Source organism: Haloplanus litoreus (assembly GCF_045690335.1).
In the GTDB taxonomy this organism is placed as follows: domain Archaea; phylum Halobacteriota; class Halobacteria; order Halobacteriales; family Haloferacaceae; genus Haloplanus; species Haloplanus litoreus.
In genome coordinates, this window is record NZ_CP147874.1 from 1,039,009 (window position 1) to 1,058,797 (window position 19,789).

Consider the following 19,789-nt stretch of genomic DNA (forward strand, 5'->3'; position numbering starts at 1 on the left):
CATGGCTCGCACTACGGTCACCGCTCACGCTCGACTCCACTTCGGCTTCTGTAACCTGAGTCTCGCGCACGAACGCCTCTACGGCAGTCTCGGCGTCGGCCTCGACCGGCCGTCGGTGTCCGTCACCGCGGCGCCGGCCGACGCGGTCGGTGCCGACCACCCGACGGTCCGCGAGTACGCCGACCGGGCGGTCGAACTGCTCGGCGTCGACGGCGCCGACGTGTCCGTCGAGGGCGGCTTTCCCCGCCACGTCGGCCTGGGGAGCGGCACGCAGTTCGCGCTCGCGACGCTCGCTGCCGTCGCGCGCGCTCACGACCGACCGGTCGACGTCCGGGATCGGGCGCCGGACCTGGGACGAGGCGGCCGATCCGGCGTTGGCGTCGCCACCTTCGAGGACGGCGGGATCGTCCTCGACGTCGGCCACCCGACCGCGCGCTTCACCACCGATCGGCCCGCGATCGGCAAGTGGTCGGTACCGCCGGTCGCGGCCCAGCACGCGATTCCCGAGGACTGGCGCTTTCTCGTCGTCGTCCCCGACACCCCCGCGGGACCGAGCGGCGACGCCGAAGACCGGAGCATGCGCTCTACCGTTGAGTCGGCGTCGTCGGCGCCGAGTGACCGCCTCGCCGGGGTGATCCTCCGCCGCGTCCTGCCGGCCATCACGGAGCGATCGGCGGAGCGGTTCGGCGCCGCCGTCGCGGAGGTCGGTCGACTCAACGGTACCTGGTACGCGGACGAACAGGGCGGGGTGTACCGGCCGCCGGCGGGCGAACTCGTCGCCGCCCTCGACGACGACCCGTCGGTCTACGGGGCCGGGCAGTCCTCGTGGGGGCCGGCGGTCTACGGCGTGACCGACGCCGACCGGGTGGCGGCGGCGCGGACCGCGGGACGGGCGGCCCTCGACGCGGCGGGCGTCGACGGTCGCGTCTTCGTCGCTGCGGGACGGAATCGGGGCGCCGAGCGCCGCAACGACTAACCCACGACCGGTCCTACGTCGCGCATGGCCCGCATTCCGTTCGGGATCGCCCGTCTCGATTCGATCATCGGCGGGGGTGCGCCGCCGGGGAGCGTCGTCCTCCTGACCGGCGAAGCCGGTGCGGGTGCCCGCGAGTTCCTCCACACCAGCGCCGCGATGAACGGGTTATACCACGGTGACCGCGAGGCGTTCGAACTCCACTACGGCGACGTGGGCGCGGCCGCCGAACCTCCGCCGGAGATTCACTACGTCTCTTTCACCGCCGGCCGCGACCACCTCGAACGGGAACTCTCCTACACGATGGACGAGGACCTCGTCCGGACGGCGGTCGAGCATATCCAGTTCCGCGACCTCTCGCCGGAGTACTTCCAGTTGAGCCCCATCCCTCGGGAGTGGTACGCCGGCGAGGCGCAGTCGGTGAACGACCTGGCGACCCGGGAGCGGGTGGAGAGCGCACTGAGTGCGCTCGGGGAGTATCTCGGCGAACACGCGCCCGGGAACCTCGTCGTCGTCGACTCGATTACGGACCTCGTCGCCGCCGTCAGCGACGAGATGTCCTGGAGCGATATCGCCCTCCTGATGAAGGGCATCCAGAAGGCGGCGCGACTGGGGCGGGCTCATCCTCCTGCTCGTGCAGTCGGAGACGCTCGAACCGACGGAACTGGGTCATCTGATGGACGCCGCCTCCGGAACCTTTCAGTTCGAGTGGGAGAGCGGGGGATCGAAACGCGCCCGGACGATGTTCGTCAAGGAGTTCCGGGGCGTCCTCGCCAGACTGGAGGACGAGAACATCATCCGCTTCGAGACGGAGGTCCACGAGGGTGGTTTCGACGTGAGCGGCGTCCGAAAGATCCGCTGGCCGACCAATACTTAAGCCGCCGCGGAAAATGGCACAACAGCATGGATGGGGAGTCGGAGGCCTTCCCGGACGAACTCCGGGACTGGGTCGAGCGGCGGGCGGCCGAACGCGACGCGTCTCCCGAGACGGTTCTCGCCCGAGCGGTGGCGATCTATCGAGCACTCGAGACCGAGGCTGACGCCGGGTCTCTCGACGCCGACCCCGAGCAGGTCGCCACCGTGCACGACCAGGTCGACGCCCTCACCGACCGGGTCGCCGGGGTCGAGGACGACCTGGACGCGAAAATCGACGACGTTCGCGAGCGGGTGATTCAGATCAAACGCGAGACGGACGCCAAGGCGCCCAGGGACCACGGGCATCCGGACCTCGACGAGCGCGTGGACGCGGCCCTCGACGCCGCCCAAGACACCGACTCCCGGGTCGACGAACTCGACAACCGGCTCGACCGTGGTTTCGAGAACTACGAGGAGATCCTAGAGTATCTCACCGACGTGACCGAGGACCTCGACCGGAAGGTCGACCAGTTGGCCGGTGCCGTCGTCGACGTGCGGTCGGAACTCCACCGCGTCTCCGCCGCCGAACACGACCGGCAGGCCGTCGACGACCTGCGCACGGCCGCGAACCGACACGGCGAGCGCACGGCGGCGTGCGGTGACTGTGGCGCGACGGTCGATCTGGGATTGCTCTCCCGTCCCCGCTGTCCGCACTGCGAAGCGACCTACGTCGACTTCGACCCCCCCGCCGGGTTCTTCGGGAGTGCGACCCTGGCGACCGGGGATCGCCCCGCGCTGACCGACGGCACCGAGTCGGCGACGGACGGCTTCGACGACGCCGCGGACCTCTTCGGCGCCGAGACGCGTGTCGACGGTGGGGAGGGAGAACGGTGAGCGACGACGGCGACGACGGAGCCGACCCCGGCCCCGGTGTCGACGACGCCCCCCTCGGTGACCTCGTTCGGGAGATCCGAGCCAAGCAGGCGGCGCGCGAGGAGGGCGCGGACGCCGCCATCGACGCCGACCTCTTCGAGCCGGTCGAGGTCGACGAGGTCGACGACGAGGTCGTGTGGGAGGCCTTCACAGCGGAGGAGACCGGGACGGAAGAGCAGGTCGGTCTGGGCGCCGACCCCGAGGAGACGTCGCCCGACGGCGAGGCCGTCGTCCCGAAGCGGCAGTTCTGCCAGCGCTGCCCACACTTCACCGACCCCCCGGAGACGGCCTGTACCCACGAGGGGACGAGCATCGTCGAGGTCGTCGACGCCACGCACTTCCGGGTGCGGAACTGTCCGGTCGTCGCGGAGGAACGCGAGTCCTCGCCCATCGAGTGAGCTGTGGGGCCGCGACCGGTTTCCGGTGGGCCGGCGGACCGTCACAGCGGACTCCCGGCCCTGAGCTATCGTCGCGTTTGGCACTGTTCGCACACTCCGTCGCCGGACTGCGCGCGATCGGATGTGCGACGACTTCCAACGGCCACTGTAGTAGTCCGAGGCCGAGGAAGCTTTGTGGGGTGACCCGCTACCGGCGGTATGCAGTTCTGCGACGATTGCGGGTCGATGATGGTCACCCGCGACGGCGAGATGGTCTGTACCTCCTGTGGCGCCACCAGCGAACGCGACGAGGAGCGGGCCGCCGAGTTCGTGTCGACGGAGGCCCAGAGCGACGACGAACTGATCGAAACCGAGGAGGGCGCGAACTTCGAGGGGAAACCCACCGCCACCGACGTGACCTGTGACGACTGCGGGCACGGCGAGGCGTGGTACACGATCAAACAGACCGGCGCCGCCGACGAACCGCCGACGCGGTTTTTCAAATGCAAGGAGTGTGGCTATCGCTGGCGCGAGTACAACTGACCGTCTCCGTTCGCCACGCCGGTACTGTCATCTAACCAACTAGTATATGTGTCTGTGGACGGAACAGGTAGTGTGAGCGAAACATCCAGCGAACGACCGGACGCACTGGCGGACGAACTAGAATCGACCGGCCTCGGACCGGCGGTGTTTGCCTCCCTCGGGTCCATCGTCCTCGCGCTCTACTACTACTACGTCAGGGGCGACGAACAGCGCGGACAGTTCGTCGGTCTGTGGCCGGCGACGATTCTGGCGATGGCCTCCTACCTCAAGATCTCGCGGATGGAGCGTGAGGCGGAACGGGCGGGCGAAGGGGCGGAGTAACGCGAGTTACGGACAGCCGCGGTCGGCCGCCGACCGCCGCTCGGCACCCTGTCGGACGGCCTCGGTCTCTCCCGTCTCTACGTTCACGAGCATCGATTGCCCACCGTAGCCGTGGGTCTGGTCGTGCCCCCGGACGACGACACAGACCGTCCCCGCCGGTACCGAGACGGTCGTCGACCGCGTGAACTCGCGGGTGCCGTGGGCGTGCAGGAGTTCGCGTCGACCCAGTCGATCGCCCGCCGTAGTCTCGACTTGCCACCAGTTCGCGTAGCCGTCTTCCCCGTCGTCGTCGTGCAGGAGGGTCACGTCGAAGCGGTAGCCATCGGCGTTCGATTCGACCGTCACGCCGACGACGTTCGCCTCACGGAGGTCGAGTTCGGGCGATTCCGCTGTGGCCGTATCCGTCGGTTCGGGTGATTCTGTGGCGGCGCCGTCCGCCGATTCCGTGCCGGTCCCAGTGGTCGTCGTATCGGGTCCGTCCCCGGCACAGCCGGCGACCCCGACGACGGCGACGCCGGCGAGGCAAAGGGCGGCCCGGCGCGTGCGGTGAGTCGGTGACACGGACAACTCTACGGCGGCACGGCACAAGTATCGTCGCGCCGGTCACAGTGTATCGTCGAAGAACGCGGCCACCCGCCCACCGACCGTCGGTTCCTGCCCGACGAAGAAGTGATCGGCGGGGAACGTCTCGATCTCGGCGGCCACGCCCGCGTCCCGTGCCGCCTCGGCGACGCGTTCGGCGTCGACGGTGTCGTCCCGGGTGCCGTATCCGATCCACAGGGGGGCGTCGATCCGGGACACAGCGGCGACGACGTCGCTTCCGTCGTCGAGATGCGCCACCGGTGAGAGGGCGGCGACGGGCGTCGTCACTTCGGCGGCGGTCAGGAGGGCGACCCCGCCGCCGAAACTGTAGCCGAACAGGCCGACCGAGTCGTAACGGTCGGCGGCCCACTCGCAGGCCGTCCGGGCGTCGGCGCGTTCACCGCGGCCCCCGTCCCACGGCCCGTAGTCGAAGCGCAGGCAGTCGATCCGTGCGGGGAGGGCGTCGCTCACCGCGTCGAGACGGACGTCGTGGCGGGTGCCGCCGTGCTGGGGGTGTGGCGGGCAGGCGACGACGAGAGCGTCGGCGTCGGCGTCGGCGTCGGCGTCGAGGCTCGCTCGTCCGTCCCGTCCGCCGGGGAGGTGGATGCGTTCGGTTGGCACGGCGGACGTTAGGCTCCTCGCCCCTCAATACCGTCGATCGGCGGGTGAGATTTTAACGTGCGCGTCCCAAACGGGGGGTATGGGAATACTCTCGCGGGCCTCCTACGTCGTCCGGTCGAAGCTCAACGCCCTCCTGAACCGAGCCGAGGACCCGACGGAGACGCTCGATTACTCCTACGAGCGGATGCGCGACGAACTCCAGCAGGTCAAACAGGGGATCGCCGATCTGACGACACAGAAAAAGCGTCTGGAGATCCAGAAACGGCGGCTGGAGGAGAACGTCGACAAGCACAACGAACAGGCACGCGAGGCGGTCCGACAGGACCGCGACGATCTGGCGCGGCGAGCCTTGGAAAAAAAGAAGGAGAAGATGAGCCAGATCGAGGAACTCGAGGGGCAGATTGCCGACCTCCAGTCCACACAGGACGATCTGGTCGAGAAGAAAAACCAGTTGCAGAGCCGGATCGAGGAGTTCCGCACGAAAAAGGAGACGATGAAGGCCAGATACGAGGCGGCGGAGGCATCGACCCGCGTCTCGGAGGCGATGAGCGGTGTCGGCGACGAGATGAGCGACGTGGGCCGAGCGCTCGAACGCGCCGAGGAGCGAACCGACGAGATGGAGGCCCGCTCGGAGGCGATGGACGAACTCCAGGAGTCGGGCGCCTTCGAGGACGCCCTCTCCGACGAGGACGAAATCGACCGCCAGTTGGGTGCCGGCCGAACCAAGAGTGAGGTGGACGCCGAACTGGAGACGCTGAAGACCGAACTCGGCGCCTCCGAGGGATCGGGTGACGAGGCCGAGACGGAGGCCGACGACGATATCGCGGCCGAACTCGACGAACTCCGGGAGAGCGAAGACGACGAGGAGTCGGCCTGATGGGCGGGGAGCCCCTCGACCTCGTCGCCGCCGTCGCCCGTTCGACCGATCCCGAGATTCGCGAGGTGTTCGATCGGCGCGTCCGGGAACAGGCCGAGCGCATCCGCGCGGACATCCGCTCGGGGCACCTCGATACCGACGAGTTCGCGGTCGGGATGGAACTGGAGGGGTACGCGGTCGACGGTGAGGGCCGCCTCGCACGCATTCCCGACGCCGTCTTCGACCGCGCGGACTGTGGGAAGGAACTCGGCGTCCACAACTTCGAGGTGAACTCGGCGGCGACGGTGTTCGACGCGGCGGGTATCGCCGAACAGGCCGACCGCATTCGTGCGAGCGTCGACGCGGCGACCGAGGCGCTCGCGACGGTCGACCTCACGCCCGTCCTCGACGCTATGTGGACGGTGCCGCCGGCCGAGGGGACCGACGCCTACCTCGGCACGGTCGAGGAACGCAACGGCGTCGTCGTCGCGGCGAACATGCGCCACCACCCCCGCTACGTCGCCCTCGACAACGAGATTCTGGACCGAAGCGGCGGGGCGATCACACTCGGCGTGCCCGGCGCCACGCTCTCGTATCGAACCATCCTGATGGAGTCACTCGCCACGTCGATTCAGCCACACCTCCAGATCCCCGACACCGACACCTTCCCCCGGTACTTCAACGCGGCCCTGCGCACGCTCGGCCCGGTGCTCTCGCTGGCGAGCAACGCCCCCTTCCTCCCCGCGGACTGCTACGACGACGACCCCGACGTCATCGACGCCACACCCCACGAACTCCGCATCCCCGTTTTCGAGGAGAGCATCAACGCCGGCGCGTCGCGGGACGACGGGAAGGTCCGGTTTCCGGCCGACGTGGAGCGGGCGACGGACGTGGTCGACCGCGTCGTCGCCGACGAGACGTACGCCCCCATTCTCTCCGACGGCGACGGCGATCCGGACGCCAGCGCCTACCGGTCGACACTCCCGGAGTACGACCACAAACGCGGCGTCCACTGGCGCTGGGTGCGCGGCGTCGTCGGCGGACAACCCGTCGGCACGGAGCGCGACGGCGCGTCGCTCCGCATCGAGTACCGTCCGCTCCCAACCCAGCCGACGGTCCGCGACACCGTCTCGCTCCAGGTTCTCGTCGTCGGCCTCCTGCGGGGGCTGGTGGCGGCGGATCACCCGCTGACAGACCTCCCCTGGGAAGCGGCGCGCGAGTGCTTCTACGACGCCGTCGACGAGGGTCCGGACGCGAACCTCGCGTGGGTGACCGCCGCCGGCGCCCGGACCGACGACCGGGGCACCGTCTACGACGAGCTGTTCGCGTACGCCCGCCGCGGCCTCCGCGATGCGGGCCTCGCCGACGACGTGATCGACGACTACCTCGATCCGGTCGAGCGCCGCCGTGACGGGACCGTCCCGAGCGCGTGGAAGAAGGCACGCGTCCGCGCGGAAGTCGCCGATGGCGCGACCCTCCCAGAGGCCATCGAGGCGATGCAACGCGAGTACGTCGACCGGGCGGGCGGCGAGACGGTCTTCGTCGACTGGTGAGCGGGACCGGCCGACGCCCCCGACACCCCTTCGGACGGGACGGAACGGTCCCATATAATTAAGACAGATGGCGTGTGGATGGATACCGTGTCAGAGATAACGGCCCGTTCCGCCGAGGAAAGCCCCTCGGGCGTCTTCTCGCTTCGCACTCCGACGGTCACTCGCACCGTGCCGGTTCGGTGGTGCCGACCGTGACCCGTTCACGACGGATCGCCGTCGGCTTCGCCCTCCTGCTCCTCCTCTCGATGCCCGCCACGGTGGCGGCCGTCGACCGAACGACCATCGACGAACCGTTCTCGGAACGGAATCTGTCGAAGGTCTACCCCGGTGCCGACTCCTTCTCGGAGCCGTCCGGTCAGTACCGAACCGTCGAAGCCTACCGACAGGTCGACGGCGAACGTGAACTCGCCGGCTACGTCTTCCTCACGAGCAACGTCGTCGACGTCGAGGGCTACGGCAACGAGCCCATCGAGTATCTGGTGAGCATCGACACCGACGGCACCATCCGCGGGGTCGAACTCGTCGAACAGCACGAACCCTTCTTCGACCGCATCTCGGCCATCCAGCGCCTACGTCAGTTCGGTTACCAGATGGTCGGCATGTCCGTCACCGAGGAGGTCACCCTCCGCGACGCCGGGTCGAACGAGTACCACGTCGACGCACTCACCGGCGCGTCCGTGACTACCCGCGCGTCCATCGAGACGGTGACGCGGTCCGCCCGTCTCGTGGCCCGGGAGAAGGGCATCGTCTCGGCGTCGGCAATCGACGGGGAGTCGGCGAACGAGACGGCCGCGGCGAACGGGTCGGCGTCGGAGCGACGCATGACGCTCGGCGACCTGGGTCGGGGAACCGCGCTCGCTCGCTGGGGCGTCGGGACGCCCCCCGACCCCAACGCCTCCGCACCGATCCAGCTCTACGCGGCCCCGATCGAATCCGACCCCGTCAGGCAGAGCCTGCTCGGCGACACGAACGCCAGCGCCGCCGACGCCAACGCAACGGTCCTCTGGATCGGTCTCGACGCCCCCGGGTCGCCCCGCCCCGACCGCCTCAGCCTCCACCAGTGGACCCGATCGTACGCCCCCCCGGTCCACGAGACGCAGGTCGACGGCATCGACTGGAGCGCCGCGCTGGTGGTTCGTGAGGGCCTCGATCCGTCCCGGCCGTTCGTCCTCGGGCTGACGCTCGACGGGGAGCGAATTCGACGAACCTACGCACCCGGGGGGTTGGCGGTTCGGCGCCCGGTCGACGCCGCCGCCGCCCGCGCGCTGCCGGCGTGGGTCGGCACCGTCGAGTCGGCGTGGGAGGACAACTGGGCCAGTGCCATGGCGCTCGTCCTCTTTCTCGGCGGCATCGTCGGCGTGTTCGCCTTCCGCTCGCGTATCTGCCGGTACGCGGGGATGACGGTCAACCGGCTACGGATCGGGACCCTCGGGGTGACGCTCGTCTTCCTCGGGTGGTACCACCCGACTCAGCCGACCACCCAACAGATAGCCATTCTGGTCCGCGAACTCATCTCGTGGGCGACGACCGGCGGGTTCCGCTGGGCGCTCTTTTCTCGGCGCCGCTGGTCGCGCTCACGTTCATCTGTATCGCCCTCGTCATCCCGAAGTGGGGTCGCGGGGTGTTCTGTGGGTGGATCTGCCCGTTCGGCGCGCTCTCGGAACTGCTCTACAAGGTGACGCCCTGGGCCTACGAACTCCCCGCGAGTACCACGTCAAACTCGAGAAAGTCCGGTATCCACTCTTCGTCGCCATCGTCATCGGCTTCGTCGTCTCGACGGATCTCGGAGCCACGCTGGCGAAGGTCGAGCCGTTCAAGGCGGCCTTCTACAGTTCGCTGGTATCCGACCCGGTCTACATCGCCTGGTCGGCTGTACTCGTCGTCTCGGGTGCGTTCATGTTCCGGCCGTACTGCCGGTACGTCTGCCCACTCGGCGCCGGCCTAGCGCTCGGCAACGTCCTCCAGCGGGAGCCGATTCAGCGGTACGACCTCTGTGGGGACTGCGTGAAGTGCCAGACCGACTGCGACTTCCAGGCCATCGAGGACGACGGCTCGATCGACCGATTCCAGTGTTTCCAGTGTTCGGTCTGTGTCGACAACTACTACGACCCCGACGGCTGTCCGGTGGTCCTCCAGTACGACAACGAACACGGGTTCACGGTCGACGCCTGGCGAGACCCCGCGCTCGTCGAGCGCATCCGCCCCGAGGATCGGACGACGGAACAACAGCGCATCCTCGCCGAACGCGCCGTGACCGACGGCGGCGAGACGGCACTCTACGAGGGGAGCGACGACCTCGTTCCCGAGGAAGCGTCGTCGACATGGTTCGCCAGTCGGCGGCCGGGGACGAGGCGTCGCCGGCCGACACGAACGAGGCGGCCGACCGATCGGACGATGCGGCGTGGCCCGACGCGACGGGTGGTGAGGACGATGCGTGAATTCGACCGTCGGTCGTTCCTGTCGACGGTCGCCGGCGGCGTCGCCGGGGCCGGCCTCCTCGGAAAGACACTCCTCGTCGACGGCGGGGTGACGGAGGTTCGGAGCACCCGCCTCATGATGGGGACGCTCGTGACCGTCACGGCGGTCACCCGCGATCCCGACCGGGCCGAACTCGGCGTCGAACGCGCGTTCGCGGAGATGTCGCGTCTGGAGTCGGTGTTCACACGCCACGACTCCGAGGGGGAGGTGGCCCGTCTGAACGAGGCAGGCGTCCTCGCGGAGCCGTCGCCCGAACTGGTTACCCTCCTCCGACGGTGTCGGCGGGTGTACGACCGCACTGACGGCGCGTTCGACCCGACGATTCTCCCGGTGGTGTCGGCCTACGAGTCGGGGAGCAACGACCCACGGGAGGCCCGTCGGCGCGTCGAGGGGACGTCCTTCGACGCGGTCGACGTCTCCGCATCGGAACTCCGCACTCCGACCCCCGTCACCCTCGACGGCGTCGCGAAGGGGGCCGTGGTCGACGCCGGCGTGACCGCCCTCCGCGACTGGGTCGACGCCGGCCTCGTCGAGGCCGGCGGCGACGTGCGGGCCTTCGGCGGGGACGGGGCCGGCTCCGAGTCGCGCTGGCGCGTCGGCGTCGAGGATCCCCGCGGCGACGGCCTCGCCGAGACCCTCCGTCTCGACAGCGGCGGCGTCGCCACGTCCGGCAGCTATCGGCTCTACTACGACGCGGACCGCACGGAACACCACATCGTCACGCCCGGATCCGGGCGGTCGCCCACCGAGGACACGAGTGTCACCGTCGTCGCACCGGACGCCGAGACGGCCGACGCCTACTCCACCGCCGCGTTCGTGATGGACGACGATCGGGCCTCGTCGGTCCTCGCCGACCGTGGTGGCCTCTCGGCGCTGTTCCTGACCCGCGACGGCGGCCGACGCGCCACGGACGGCTGGGGTGACCTCCAGGTGACGGACTGATACGGATTGGTGTCACTGTGTCCCGGCCGTCGCCGACGAGGGGGGCGGACGGAACCGACTTACAACACCAGTCTGGGCGCCGCAACCGTTCAGAGCGGTCGAACGCCCGTCCCCGGCCGATCCGGGATGGAGAGCGATCCGCCCTCGTAGCTCGGTCCCTCGTAGGCGTCTTCGGCGAGGAGGAGCGCCCCGTCGAGGTCGACGTAGTCGACGAGGGGGGCGAGGTGACAGGCGGCAGCGATGGAGGCGGTGGACTCGATCATGCACCCGAGCATCACCTCCAGCCCGTGCGCGCGGGCGGTGTGGACCATCCGGACCGCCTCGCGGACGCCACCACACTTCATCAGTTTCAGGTTCACGATGTCGACGCGGTCGGCCACCGCGACCACGTCGGGTAGGGTTCGACAGGACTCGTCGGCGGCGACGGGGAGGGCGCTCCGCTCGTGGACGCGGCGCAGGCCCTCGGGGTTCTCCGCGGGCACCGGCTGTTCGACGAACTCGACCCCGAGATCGGCTAGCCACTCGCTTTTTGCCACCGCCTCGTGGGGCGTCCACGCCTCGTTGGCGTCGACACGGATCGTCGCGTCGGGCGCGGCCTCCCGCACCGCCTCCACGCGCTCGCGGTCGTGGTCGGTGCCCAGTTTCACCTTCAGGATCGTGTAGCCCTCGGCCGTGGCCGCGTCCGCCGCCTCGCCCATCGCCTCGGGGTCGTCGATGGCGACCGTATAGGAGGTGGGCGGCGCCAGTCCGGCGTCGAGGCCCAGGAATCGGTAGAGCGGCACGCCCAGTCGGCGGGTGGCCAGGTCGTGACAGGCGACGCTGACGGCCGTGCGCGCGGCGGGGTTGTCACGCACCGTCTCGCGGAGGCGACGCTCGATCCGATCCAGCGCGAGCGGATCGTCGACCGCCTCGACGACGTCGAGGAGGGCGGGCAGGACCGCGGTCACGGTGTCGACGGTCTCGCCGTAGTGCGCCGAGGGTGCGGCCGCGCCGATGCCGGTCTGGCCCGCGTCGTCGCTCACCCGGACCACGACCGTCTCCGCCTCGGTCTGTGCGCCCCGGGAGATGGTGAACTCGCCGTCGATGGGCAGGCGCAGTCGCTCGAACTCCGCGTTCATAGCAGGGCGTCGAGAATCTCGTCGGCGCCGAAACGAACGGGGTCGGTCGCGGGGGCGTCGAGGGTGTCGGCGTAGGCCGCCACCGCCTCGCGGGCCGCCTCGTCGTCGAGCGTGCGGGTGTCGAGTGCGCCAGCGGCCACGTTCGTCGGGGCGACGGGCGCCGCGAGACCCTCGTAGAGGTCGACGTAGGTTTCGACCGGCGGGATGGCGTAGTCCTCGTAGCCGTGGATCGCCTCCCGGCCGACGCTGTGGGTCATGACCAGCGCGTCGGGCATCGAGCCGTGGAGCAGGCTACAGGTGACTCCGGAGTAGGCGGGATGGATGATCGTCCCCTGACCCTCGACGAAGAGGACGTCGTGGTCCTCTGCCGCCTCGAGGATCATGCGCTCGACGGCGCCGGCGGCGAAGTCGGCGACGGTGCGGTCGACCGGGATGCCCCACCCGGCGATCATGATTCCCGTCTGGCCCGTGGGGACGAAGCCGGCGTCGACACCACGCTCCCGAGCGGCCGTCAGGAGTTCGAGCGTCGTCGTCATCTTTCCGGTCGAACAGTCGGTACCGACGGTCAACACCACCTCGGCGTCGACGTCGCGGGCGCGTCCCCCGCTGACGGTGAGGTCCGCCGGCGGGCGACGGACGTCGATCAGGTCGACGTCGCCCTCGGCGGCGAGGGCGGCGAACTCCTCGTCGTCTTCGAGGAAGAAGTGCAGTCCGGCGATCACGTCACAGCCGGCCTCGATGGCGGCGCGCACGTCCGGCCGCCAGGACTCGTCGAACCCGCCGCCGATGGGGGAGATACCGATCAGCAGTGCGTCGGGGTCCGTCACGTCGAGCGCCGCGTCCATGCTCTCGACGATGGGGGCATCGCGCACGTCGGGGACGTGGTCGCCGACCGTCTCGCCGGCGCGGTTCCGATCGAGCACCGCCGTCACGTCGTAGTCTGCGTATCGGAGGACGCCGACGGCCGTCTTCGCCCGGTCGGGGAACTTCTCGTGGGCAAGAACGACGACCGAGTCGTCCGGGTCGAGTGGGATCGACATGGGTAGTCCGACGTGGGTGTGGTGAATTAACCCCTCGTTTCCGGATCGCCGCCCGCGGGCTTATCCCCGACTCGTCCCTATGCCCCCTATGACAGTGTATCACCGCCGGACGCGGGTCGCTGCGCCTCTCGACGAGGTGTGGGACTTCCACTCCCGGGTCGGCGGACTGGAGGCCCTGACTCCCGACTGGATGAATCTCCGTATCGAGAGCGTCCGCGGACCGGACGGCGAATCGGACCCCGAGATTCTCGACCCTGGGTCGCGCATCGACGCTTCGGTCCGCCCCTTCGGCGTCGGCCCGCGACAGCGCTGGACCTCCGTCATCACCGACCGCGAGCGCGACGGCGCGACGGCCTACTTCGTCGACGAGATGGCCGACGGCCCGTTCCGACACTGGGAGCACACCCACCGCTTCTTCGCCGACGGCTCCGAGACGGTCGTCGACGACAGCGTCGCCTACGCGCTCCCCTTCGGGTCTCTCGGCGAGGCGGTCGCACCGCTCGCTCGCGTCGGCTTCGAACCCATGTTCCGGTTCCGCCACCGCCGGACGCGAGCACTCCTCGAGTGACCGTACGGTTTTGACGCCGGCGGACCAACGCCCCGATATGGACGTCGTCGACATGGACCACGTCGCTCTCCGCGTGCGTGACCTCGACCGCGCGCTGGAGTTCTACCACGGCCTGCTAGGGATGGAGATCCGCGACCGCGAGCGATTCGAAAACGACGAGGTTCCCTACGTGGCCGTCGTCGCCGGTGGCCGCCACCTCCACCTCGTGCCGACCGACGAGGAGATAGCCGTCGGTGGCGAACACGTCTGTCTCCTCCTCCGGTCCGACGGGACGGGAACCCGCGCGGAACTCGATGCCCTCCTCGAGGACCTCCGGGCGGCGGGCGTAGACGTCGAGGCCGGCGAACCCTACGAACGGTACGGGGCCTACGGCCGTGACTGGGCGGCCTACGTTCGCGACCCCGACGGCCGTCGGGTCGAACTCAAACTCCACTGACCGACCGCCGCGCCGACGCGGTGACGTAGATTCCCGCGAGGACCACCGCCCCGCCGAGGAACGTCCCCGCAGTCGGCACCTCGGTTAGGAAGACGACGGCGAGGAGCGTGCTCCCGACTGGTTCCCCGAGCAGGGAGACGCTGACGACGTGGGTTTCGACGTGGCCGAGCGCCCAGTTCACGACGGTGTGACCGAGGACGCCAGGCCCGAGCGCCATCGCGGCGAACAGCGCCCACTCGTGGGGCGGGTAGGCCAGGAGGACGTGCCCCCGAGCGACGGCGACGAGCAACAACACGAGCGCACAGGCCGTGTAGACGACCGTCACGTACGGCAACACCCCGAGCCGTCGCCGGAGCGACCGGCCGGCGAGGTAGTAGGCCGCCACCGCCACCGCGCCGAGGAGAGCGAGCGCGTTGCCGTACTGAGCGCCCGCCACTGATTCGGCCGAGGCGACGGTCGGATCGAGCGCCGCGAGCAGTCCCGGCCCGAACGACAGGCCGACCATCCCGACGAGGGCGACGGCGATGCCGAGGGCGCCCCGTCGGCTCACGCGCTCCCCGAGGAGCACCCACGCACCGACGGCGACGAACACCGGCTGCGCCTGAACGAGCGTGACGCTCGCGGCCACCGTCGTGTGATCGAGGCTCTCGAACCAGACGACGAAGTGGAGCGCGAGTGCAACGCCGGCGGCGACGGCGACGAAGCCGTCGCGGCGCCCGATTCGCCCCAGTGACGTCCACTCTCCGCCGTCGAGCAGCGGGACGAGCGCGACGACTGTGAAGGTCACCCGGTACAGCGCCTTGACGACGTTCGGCGCGTCGCTCCAGCGGACCAGAATCGCACTCGTGCTGATCGCCAGCACTGCAACGGCGAGGGCGACGAGCGGGGACACGGCGACCCTGTCGGCTGACCCGGACACACGACACCGCTCGGGGGGACGCGGTTTACCGCTGTCGACGCGGATCGTAGGCCGAATTTCGTCCACGACGATTTTCGAAGACAATTTTTCTTCAAACGAGGCAGTGGGGGATAATTTGGCATCATTTACGTAGTTGGAGATACAAGCGTGATCCAACAATGCGTTCGATACGTGATTGGTTGTGGATAGCGACGTTCGTCGTCCTCGTCACGTTCTCGGTGCCCTGGTTCCTCTGGGGAACGTCCACGGTGGTCGCCGGGCTTCCCGTCTGGCTCTGGTGGCACGTCGGGTGGATGGGCGTCGCGGCCGTCGCCTTCGCGCTTTTCACCCGACACGGGTGGGATCGACTGATGGGCGTCGACACCGAGGCCGGACTCGGTGCCGGTGGACGGCCGGAGCGAGGTGGTGACCGGTGACCCTCCAACCGCTCGGCATCGTCTTCGGCTACCTCCTGCTCGCCCTCGGTGTCGGCCTGTTGGCCTACCGCGTCGGCGGGAGCGACGCCGAGGACTTCTACCTCGCGAGCCGGACGCTGGGAACGCTCGTCCTCCTCTTTACCACCTTCGCCACCCTGCTGTCGGCCTTCACTTTCTTCGGCGGTCCGAATCTCGCCTACGCGGCCGGACCGGAGTGGATCCTCGTCATGGGTGTGATGGACGGCATCCTCTTCGCCCTCCTCTGGTACGTCGTCGGCTACCGACAGTGGCTCATCGGGCGCGCACGCGAGTACGTCACCCTCGGGGAGATGCTCGGTGACCGATTCGCCTCCCCCGGCCTGCGGGGACTCGTCGCCGGCGTCAGCCTCCTGTGGCTCTTCCCCTACGTCATGCTCCAGCAGATGGGCGCCGGCGAGGCGATCCGCGGGCTGACCGGCGGCGCCGTGCCCTACTGGGGCGGGGCCGCGCTCATCACGCTTTTCATGATCGTCTACGTGATGCTCGCGGGCCTGCGCGGCGTCGCGTGGACCGACACGCTGCAGGGACTGTTCATGCTCTCGGTCCTCTGGATCGCGGTGGTCTGGATCGTCGGCAGTATCGGCGGCGTCGGCGCCGCCACCCGGGGGATGGTCGCGGCGAACCCCGACTTCGCCGCCCTCGGCGGCGGCCTCTACACGCCGCAGTTCATCGTCTCCTCGGCGATCACTATCGCCTTCGGTGTCGCCATGTTCCCCCAGATCAACCAGCGCTTCTTCGTCGCCAAGTCGGCGACGGTGCTGAAGCGCTCGTTCGCGCTCTGGCCGGTTCTGGTCCTCCTCCTGTTCGTCCCCGCGTTCCTGCTCGGGGCGTGGGCCGCCGGCCTCCCCATCGAGGTGCCCGAGGGGGCGAACGTGCTGTCGGTCCTCCTGAGTGAGTATACGCCGGCCTGGTTCGCGGCCCTCGTCGTCGCCGGTGCGATGGCGGCGATGATGTCCTCCTCGGATTCGATGCTCCTCTCGGGGTCGGCGTACTTCACCCGTGACCTCTATCGGCCGTTCGTCAGGCCCGATGCGAGCGACCACCGCGAGGCGTGGGTCGCTCGAATCGGTGTCGCCGTCTTCGCTACGCTCGCTTTCGTCGCCAGCCTCTCGCGGCCCGGAACGCTCATCGAAGTGGGCGATACCGCCTTCTCCGGGTTTGCCCTCCTCGCGCCCCCGGTCATCGTCGCGCTCTACTGGGAGGCGACCACGCGCGACGGGATGCTCGTCGGCGTCGGCGTCCCACAGGCCCTCTACCTCGCGCACGTCCTCGTGCCGACCACGTCAGTCGACGTCGGCGGAACGACCGTCGACCTCCTCGCGAGGGCCTACGGTGGGTGGGACGTCGCCCTCGCGTTCATGGTCCTCGGCGCCATCCTCACCGTCGGTGTCTCCCTCGTCTCCTCCCCGGCGGTCGACGAGGACGCGGCGGCCTTCGCCGTCGGCGGCGACTGAACCCCCGCCGTCACGGTTGGGGGAGACCCCCGGCCGGTATCCGATACCCTGATTGCCGATCCGGTCCATCTCCGCAGTATGAGTGACGTGATCGACGACGTGACCGCGGCGAAAGTCATCAAACACATCCGCGAGAGCGACCAGCCGAGCCCGCACTTTCAGGCGACGATGATCAACTTCGTCTGGTCGCTCTCCCAGAGCGACGGCGACCTCGACGACATCATCCTCGAAAACGGCGAGATGGAGGAGATATTCCACAACCTCCCGACCGATCCCGAACAGGAACTGGCCTTCATCGAGTAACGCCGCTCGTCCGGTCGCCCGCGCCGTCCCGACCGAGTCCCTCCGTGGCGACCCTACGCGTGACGACGGGGCGACGGGCGGTCCGTGACCGCCCGCTCTTCTCACCCCGGCCGATGCCCACCGCACCGGTGTGCCGTCACGTCTTCACTCCAGTGACAAACGTGTACTTACACTCCGGATAGAAACACAGGCGTATCCACGTCCCGAGTGAATGTACTCATTTATATACTTCGGTGGTGACGTTCATTTGGGGGAGGGGAATGCCTCTGACACGCGCTCCCCGGGCCTCGTCGCTCGGCCGATACCTCGGTCTCCCGCTTTCTCGTGACGTCTAGGCGGAGCCACGTCTCGCTATGTCCGGGAACTCACTCGCTCCGAGTCGAGTCAAGCCGAGGAGCCGTACCTCCGTTCGGGGCTTCCGGAGACGGGTCCGGTTCCCGATCTGCAACGCGCGAGACGACCAGCGGGAGTCCCGCCGTTCTCCGCTCGCGGGGACGGTGCGTAAGCCGACCGCCAGTCGACTTCGAATCGGCTGGAAAACCAGTCCGCCCTCCCCGATTTGAACGGGGGGCAAGCCGATCTACAGTCGGCTGCTCTACCAGTCTGAGCTAAGGGCGGGCACGTAAACGTAATCGCCAGACTGGACTTAAGGATTCCCATTTATCGGGCGGACGGACCCGAACCCTTTCGTCGGCCGGTCGCCATCCACGGCGCATGGACGAGGAGCGACAGGCCACCTTCGGGCCGGACGGCGAACTGGAGACGGAGGCCCCGGAGGCGACGGGCACGAACGACTTCGGCGAGGAGACGGACGGCGGTTTCAACCGCTACGCCGTCGTCAGCCTGCTCCAGAAGGCGATCCGTCGCGGCGACGAGGAGGTTGCGGCGTGGTGTGCCTGGGAACTCGCCCGTTCCGGCTTCGGGTGGAACCTCTGGGACCGGCTCAACACCTTCGTCGTCGAGGACCTGCAAGCCGACACGCGGGCGCCACTGCTCGTCGCTCGGTACGAGGAGCTGGCCGAGCGGTGGGAGATGGACTCCCGGCGGGGGCAGATGGCGGCGGTACAGGCCGCCCTCGTCGTCGCGCGCGCCCGGGCGGCCCGCGAGGGGGCGAACGCGGTCAACGGCTTCCACGCCGTCGCGAACAAGCGAGCCGAGGCACGGGCCGAGGGCACGGAGCCGACGCACACGTTCCCGGTGACGGCCGACGACCTCTCGGCTGACGGCGAGTACGACGTCGCCCTCGACGGCCACACCGGCGAGGGCTCACGACTGGGTCGCAGCTCTCCGTTCTTCCGGATTCACGGTGCGCGCGTCGGGCCGGAGGGCGAGACGGACGTGAGTGCCCGGTGGAAACGGCTCTTCCTGGCGCTCGACGAGTACGAGTACACCGACGAACAGGTCGCGCACGCCCTCTCGGCGGTCGATTCGGACGACCGCTGGACCGAACCCGAGTTCTAATCCCAGAGCGCGTACATCCCGTCGCGAATCGACTCGGTGTAGCGCTCCCCGTCGATTCTGACCGCGGGATCGCCTTCCTCCACTCGACCGACGTCGACGGCGTCGATATCCTCGTCGTGGAGCGCTGTGAGCGTCGCGTCCGTCTCGTCGCCGGGGACCGTCGCCAGTAACGCTCCGGAGCCGAGCGTTCGGAGCGGGTCGACGCCCACCGCATCACACACGGCCCGCGTCTCCTCGCGGACGTGAACCGCGTCGCGGTCGACGTCGACGGTGACCTGCCCGGACAGAGCGAGTTCGATCAGTCCTTGGAGGACACCGCCCTCGGTCGGATCGTGCATGGCGGTCGCGACCGGTGCGAGGACGGCGGCTTCGGGCATCACGCTGAGGTCGTCGAACGCGGTCCTCGCCCGGTCGAGCAGGGCCTCGGGCAGGTCGAGCCGCTCCCGGAAGTCCGTCGCGAGGACGCCCGTGGCCTCGATGCCCGCGCCCTTGGTGAGCAACACCCGATCCCCCGGCGTCGCCCCGCCCGTGGAGACGAAGCGGTCGGCCGTCCCGAGACAGGTGAGCGAACAGAGCGGTCGGGCCAGGCCGGCGACGACTTCGGTGTGGCCGCCGGCGATAGTCAGGCCGAGACGCTTCGACTCCGCGTCGAGTTGGCCGGTGATCGTCTCCAGCAGGTCGTGGTCCGCGTCGGGAAGGAGGACGGTACTCAGGAGGAATTCGGGCCGCCCGCCGGCGGCCGCAACGTCGTTCGAGGCGACGGCGACGGCCAACTGGCCGATCCGCTCGGCCGCCAGCGAGATGGGGTCGGTGCTGGCGATCAGTGTCTCGTCTCCGATCCGGATCGCTGCGGCGTCCTCACCGAATGCCGGTCCCGCGAGCAGGTTCGCGTTGGGTGCGCCCGTCCGCGAGAGGACGAGTTCCGACAGGATCGCCGGATCGAGTTTGCCGGTCATGCTCGATCCGTACGCCCGCCCCGCCCATGTGCCTTCCCGTCGGCG

At 69.1% G+C, this 19,789-nt stretch carries 22 protein-coding genes, 1 tRNA gene and 1 pseudogene; 17 read left to right on the plus strand and 7 right to left on the minus strand.

Features of this window, described 5'->3' with window-relative positions; all coding sequences use genetic code 11:
* The first annotated feature begins 1 nt into the window (after position 1).
* The 6 genes and pseudogenes from V8686_RS05615 to V8686_RS05640 all read left to right on the plus strand — a co-directional run bounded on the left by V8686_RS05615 (position 2) and on the right by V8686_RS05640 (position 4,002).
* Positions 2–976, plus strand: a complete 975-nt coding sequence (locus V8686_RS05615; RefSeq protein ID WP_379702981.1) for a beta-ribofuranosylaminobenzene 5'-phosphate synthase family protein — start codon at positions 2–4, stop codon at positions 974–976.
* A gap of 24 nt (positions 977–1,000) precedes the next feature.
* Positions 1,001–1,850: pseudogene (locus tag V8686_RS05620) on the plus strand (RAD55 family ATPase).
* 26 nt (positions 1,851–1,876) lie between these two features.
* Positions 1,877–2,722: a hypothetical protein gene (locus V8686_RS05625; protein ID WP_379702982.1), complete on the plus strand. Its 846-nt coding sequence runs from the start codon at positions 1,877–1,879 to the stop codon at positions 2,720–2,722.
* Positions 2,719–3,159 (plus strand): hypothetical protein, encoded by a 441-nt coding sequence (locus V8686_RS05630; protein ID WP_379702983.1) that lies wholly within the window; start codon positions 2,719–2,721, stop codon positions 3,157–3,159. Before V8686_RS05625 ends, V8686_RS05630 begins: the two co-directional genes overlap by 4 nt.
* Positions 3,160–3,357: 198 nt before the next feature.
* Positions 3,358–3,681, plus strand: a complete 324-nt coding sequence (locus V8686_RS05635) for a transcription factor S (protein ID WP_379702984.1) — start codon at positions 3,358–3,360, stop codon at positions 3,679–3,681.
* Positions 3,682–3,753: 72 nt separating this feature from the next.
* Entirely contained in the window at positions 3,754–4,002 is a 249-nt protein-coding gene (locus V8686_RS05640) for a hypothetical protein (protein ID WP_379702985.1), read from the plus strand.
* A 6-nt stretch (positions 4,003–4,008) separates the two neighbouring features.
* Here the strand turns inward: V8686_RS05640 and V8686_RS05645 are convergent, their stop codons facing one another.
* Both V8686_RS05645 and V8686_RS05650 read right to left on the minus strand, forming a co-directional pair.
* A complete protein-coding gene (locus V8686_RS05645; protein WP_379702986.1) occupies positions 4,009–4,563 on the minus strand; it encodes a hypothetical protein in 555 nt (184 codons plus the stop codon).
* A gap of 42 nt (positions 4,564–4,605) precedes the next feature.
* The gene (locus V8686_RS05650; RefSeq protein WP_379702987.1) at positions 4,606–5,205 is read right to left on the minus strand and encodes an alpha/beta hydrolase; all 600 of its coding nucleotides are present in this window, start codon (positions 5,203–5,205) and stop codon (positions 4,606–4,608) included.
* 79 nt (positions 5,206–5,284) lie between these two features.
* Here V8686_RS05650 and V8686_RS05655 point away from each other — a divergent pair, with 79 nt between their 5' ends.
* The 5 genes from V8686_RS05655 to V8686_RS05675 all read left to right on the plus strand — a co-directional run bounded on the left by V8686_RS05655 (position 5,285) and on the right by V8686_RS05675 (position 11,034).
* Positions 5,285–6,082, plus strand: coding sequence for a PspA/IM30 family protein (locus tag V8686_RS05655; protein WP_379702988.1), 798 nt, complete (start codon positions 5,285–5,287; stop codon positions 6,080–6,082).
* A complete protein-coding gene (locus tag V8686_RS05660; RefSeq protein WP_379702989.1) occupies positions 6,082–7,614 on the plus strand; it encodes a hypothetical protein in 1,533 nt (510 codons plus the stop codon). The genes V8686_RS05655 and V8686_RS05660 overlap by 1 nt, the downstream gene beginning before the upstream one ends.
* 191 nt (positions 7,615–7,805) lie before the next feature.
* Positions 7,806–9,293: an FMN-binding protein gene (locus tag V8686_RS05665; protein WP_379702990.1), complete on the plus strand. Its 1,488-nt coding sequence runs from the start codon at positions 7,806–7,808 to the stop codon at positions 9,291–9,293.
* Entirely contained in the window at positions 9,215–9,559 is a 345-nt protein-coding gene (locus V8686_RS05670; RefSeq protein WP_379706479.1) for a 4Fe-4S binding protein, read from the plus strand. Before V8686_RS05665 ends, V8686_RS05670 begins: the two co-directional genes overlap by 79 nt.
* Positions 9,560–10,170: 611 nt before the next feature.
* On the plus strand, positions 10,171–11,034 hold the full coding sequence (locus V8686_RS05675; RefSeq protein WP_379706482.1) for an FAD:protein FMN transferase: 864 nt from the start codon (positions 10,171–10,173) through the stop codon (positions 11,032–11,034).
* A gap of 89 nt (positions 11,035–11,123) precedes the next feature.
* Here V8686_RS05675 and V8686_RS05680 read toward each other — a convergent pair whose 3' ends face one another.
* On the minus strand, positions 11,124–12,152 hold the full coding sequence (locus V8686_RS05680; RefSeq protein ID WP_379702991.1) for a dipeptide epimerase: 1,029 nt from the start codon (positions 12,150–12,152) through the stop codon (positions 11,124–11,126).
* Positions 12,149–13,192 carry a DUF1611 domain-containing protein gene (locus V8686_RS05685; protein ID WP_379702992.1) on the minus strand — a complete coding sequence of 348 codons (1,044 nt, stop codon included), beginning with the start codon at positions 13,190–13,192 and terminating at the stop codon, positions 12,149–12,151. Before V8686_RS05685 ends, V8686_RS05680 begins: the two co-directional genes overlap by 4 nt.
* Before the next feature lie 88 nt (positions 13,193–13,280).
* On the opposite strand from V8686_RS05685, the gene V8686_RS05690 reads away from it, so the two are divergent.
* Positions 13,281–13,760, plus strand: coding sequence for an SRPBCC family protein (locus V8686_RS05690; protein WP_379702993.1), 480 nt, complete (start codon positions 13,281–13,283; stop codon positions 13,758–13,760).
* Positions 13,761–13,797: 37 nt separating this feature from the next.
* Entirely contained in the window at positions 13,798–14,196 is a 399-nt protein-coding gene (locus V8686_RS05695) for a VOC family protein (RefSeq protein WP_379702994.1), read from the plus strand.
* Here the strand turns inward: V8686_RS05695 and V8686_RS05700 are convergent.
* A complete protein-coding gene (locus tag V8686_RS05700; RefSeq protein WP_379702995.1) occupies positions 14,183–15,115 on the minus strand; it encodes a DMT family transporter in 933 nt (310 codons plus the stop codon). The two genes, V8686_RS05695 and V8686_RS05700, sit on opposite strands and share 14 nt — an antisense overlap.
* A gap of 158 nt (positions 15,116–15,273) precedes the next feature.
* Here V8686_RS05700 and V8686_RS05705 point away from each other — a divergent pair, with 158 nt between their 5' ends.
* From V8686_RS05705 to V8686_RS05715, 3 genes are all read left to right on the plus strand, one after another.
* Positions 15,274–15,531 (plus strand): DUF3311 domain-containing protein, encoded by a 258-nt coding sequence (locus V8686_RS05705; RefSeq protein ID WP_379702996.1) that lies wholly within the window; start codon positions 15,274–15,276, stop codon positions 15,529–15,531.
* A complete protein-coding gene (locus V8686_RS05710) occupies positions 15,528–17,024 on the plus strand; it encodes a sodium:solute symporter family protein (protein WP_379702997.1) in 1,497 nt (498 codons plus the stop codon). Before V8686_RS05705 ends, V8686_RS05710 begins: the two co-directional genes overlap by 4 nt.
* 78 nt (positions 17,025–17,102) lie before the next feature.
* Positions 17,103–17,327: a hypothetical protein gene (locus V8686_RS05715; protein ID WP_379702998.1), complete on the plus strand. Its 225-nt coding sequence runs from the start codon at positions 17,103–17,105 to the stop codon at positions 17,325–17,327.
* 544 nt (positions 17,328–17,871) lie between these two features.
* Here the strand turns inward: V8686_RS05715 and V8686_RS05720 are convergent.
* Positions 17,872–17,945 (minus strand) — tRNA-Tyr (locus V8686_RS05720).
* Positions 17,946–18,041: 96 nt separating this feature from the next.
* Here V8686_RS05720 and V8686_RS05725 point away from each other — a divergent pair.
* Positions 18,042–18,788, plus strand: a complete 747-nt coding sequence (locus V8686_RS05725) for a hypothetical protein (RefSeq protein WP_379702999.1) — start codon at positions 18,042–18,044, stop codon at positions 18,786–18,788.
* Here V8686_RS05725 and V8686_RS05730 read toward each other — a convergent pair.
* Positions 18,785–19,744, minus strand: a complete 960-nt coding sequence (locus V8686_RS05730) for an AIR synthase family protein (RefSeq protein ID WP_379703000.1) — start codon at positions 19,742–19,744, stop codon at positions 18,785–18,787. The two genes, V8686_RS05725 and V8686_RS05730, sit on opposite strands and share 4 nt — an antisense overlap.
* Between the last annotated feature and the right edge of the window lie 45 nt (positions 19,745–19,789).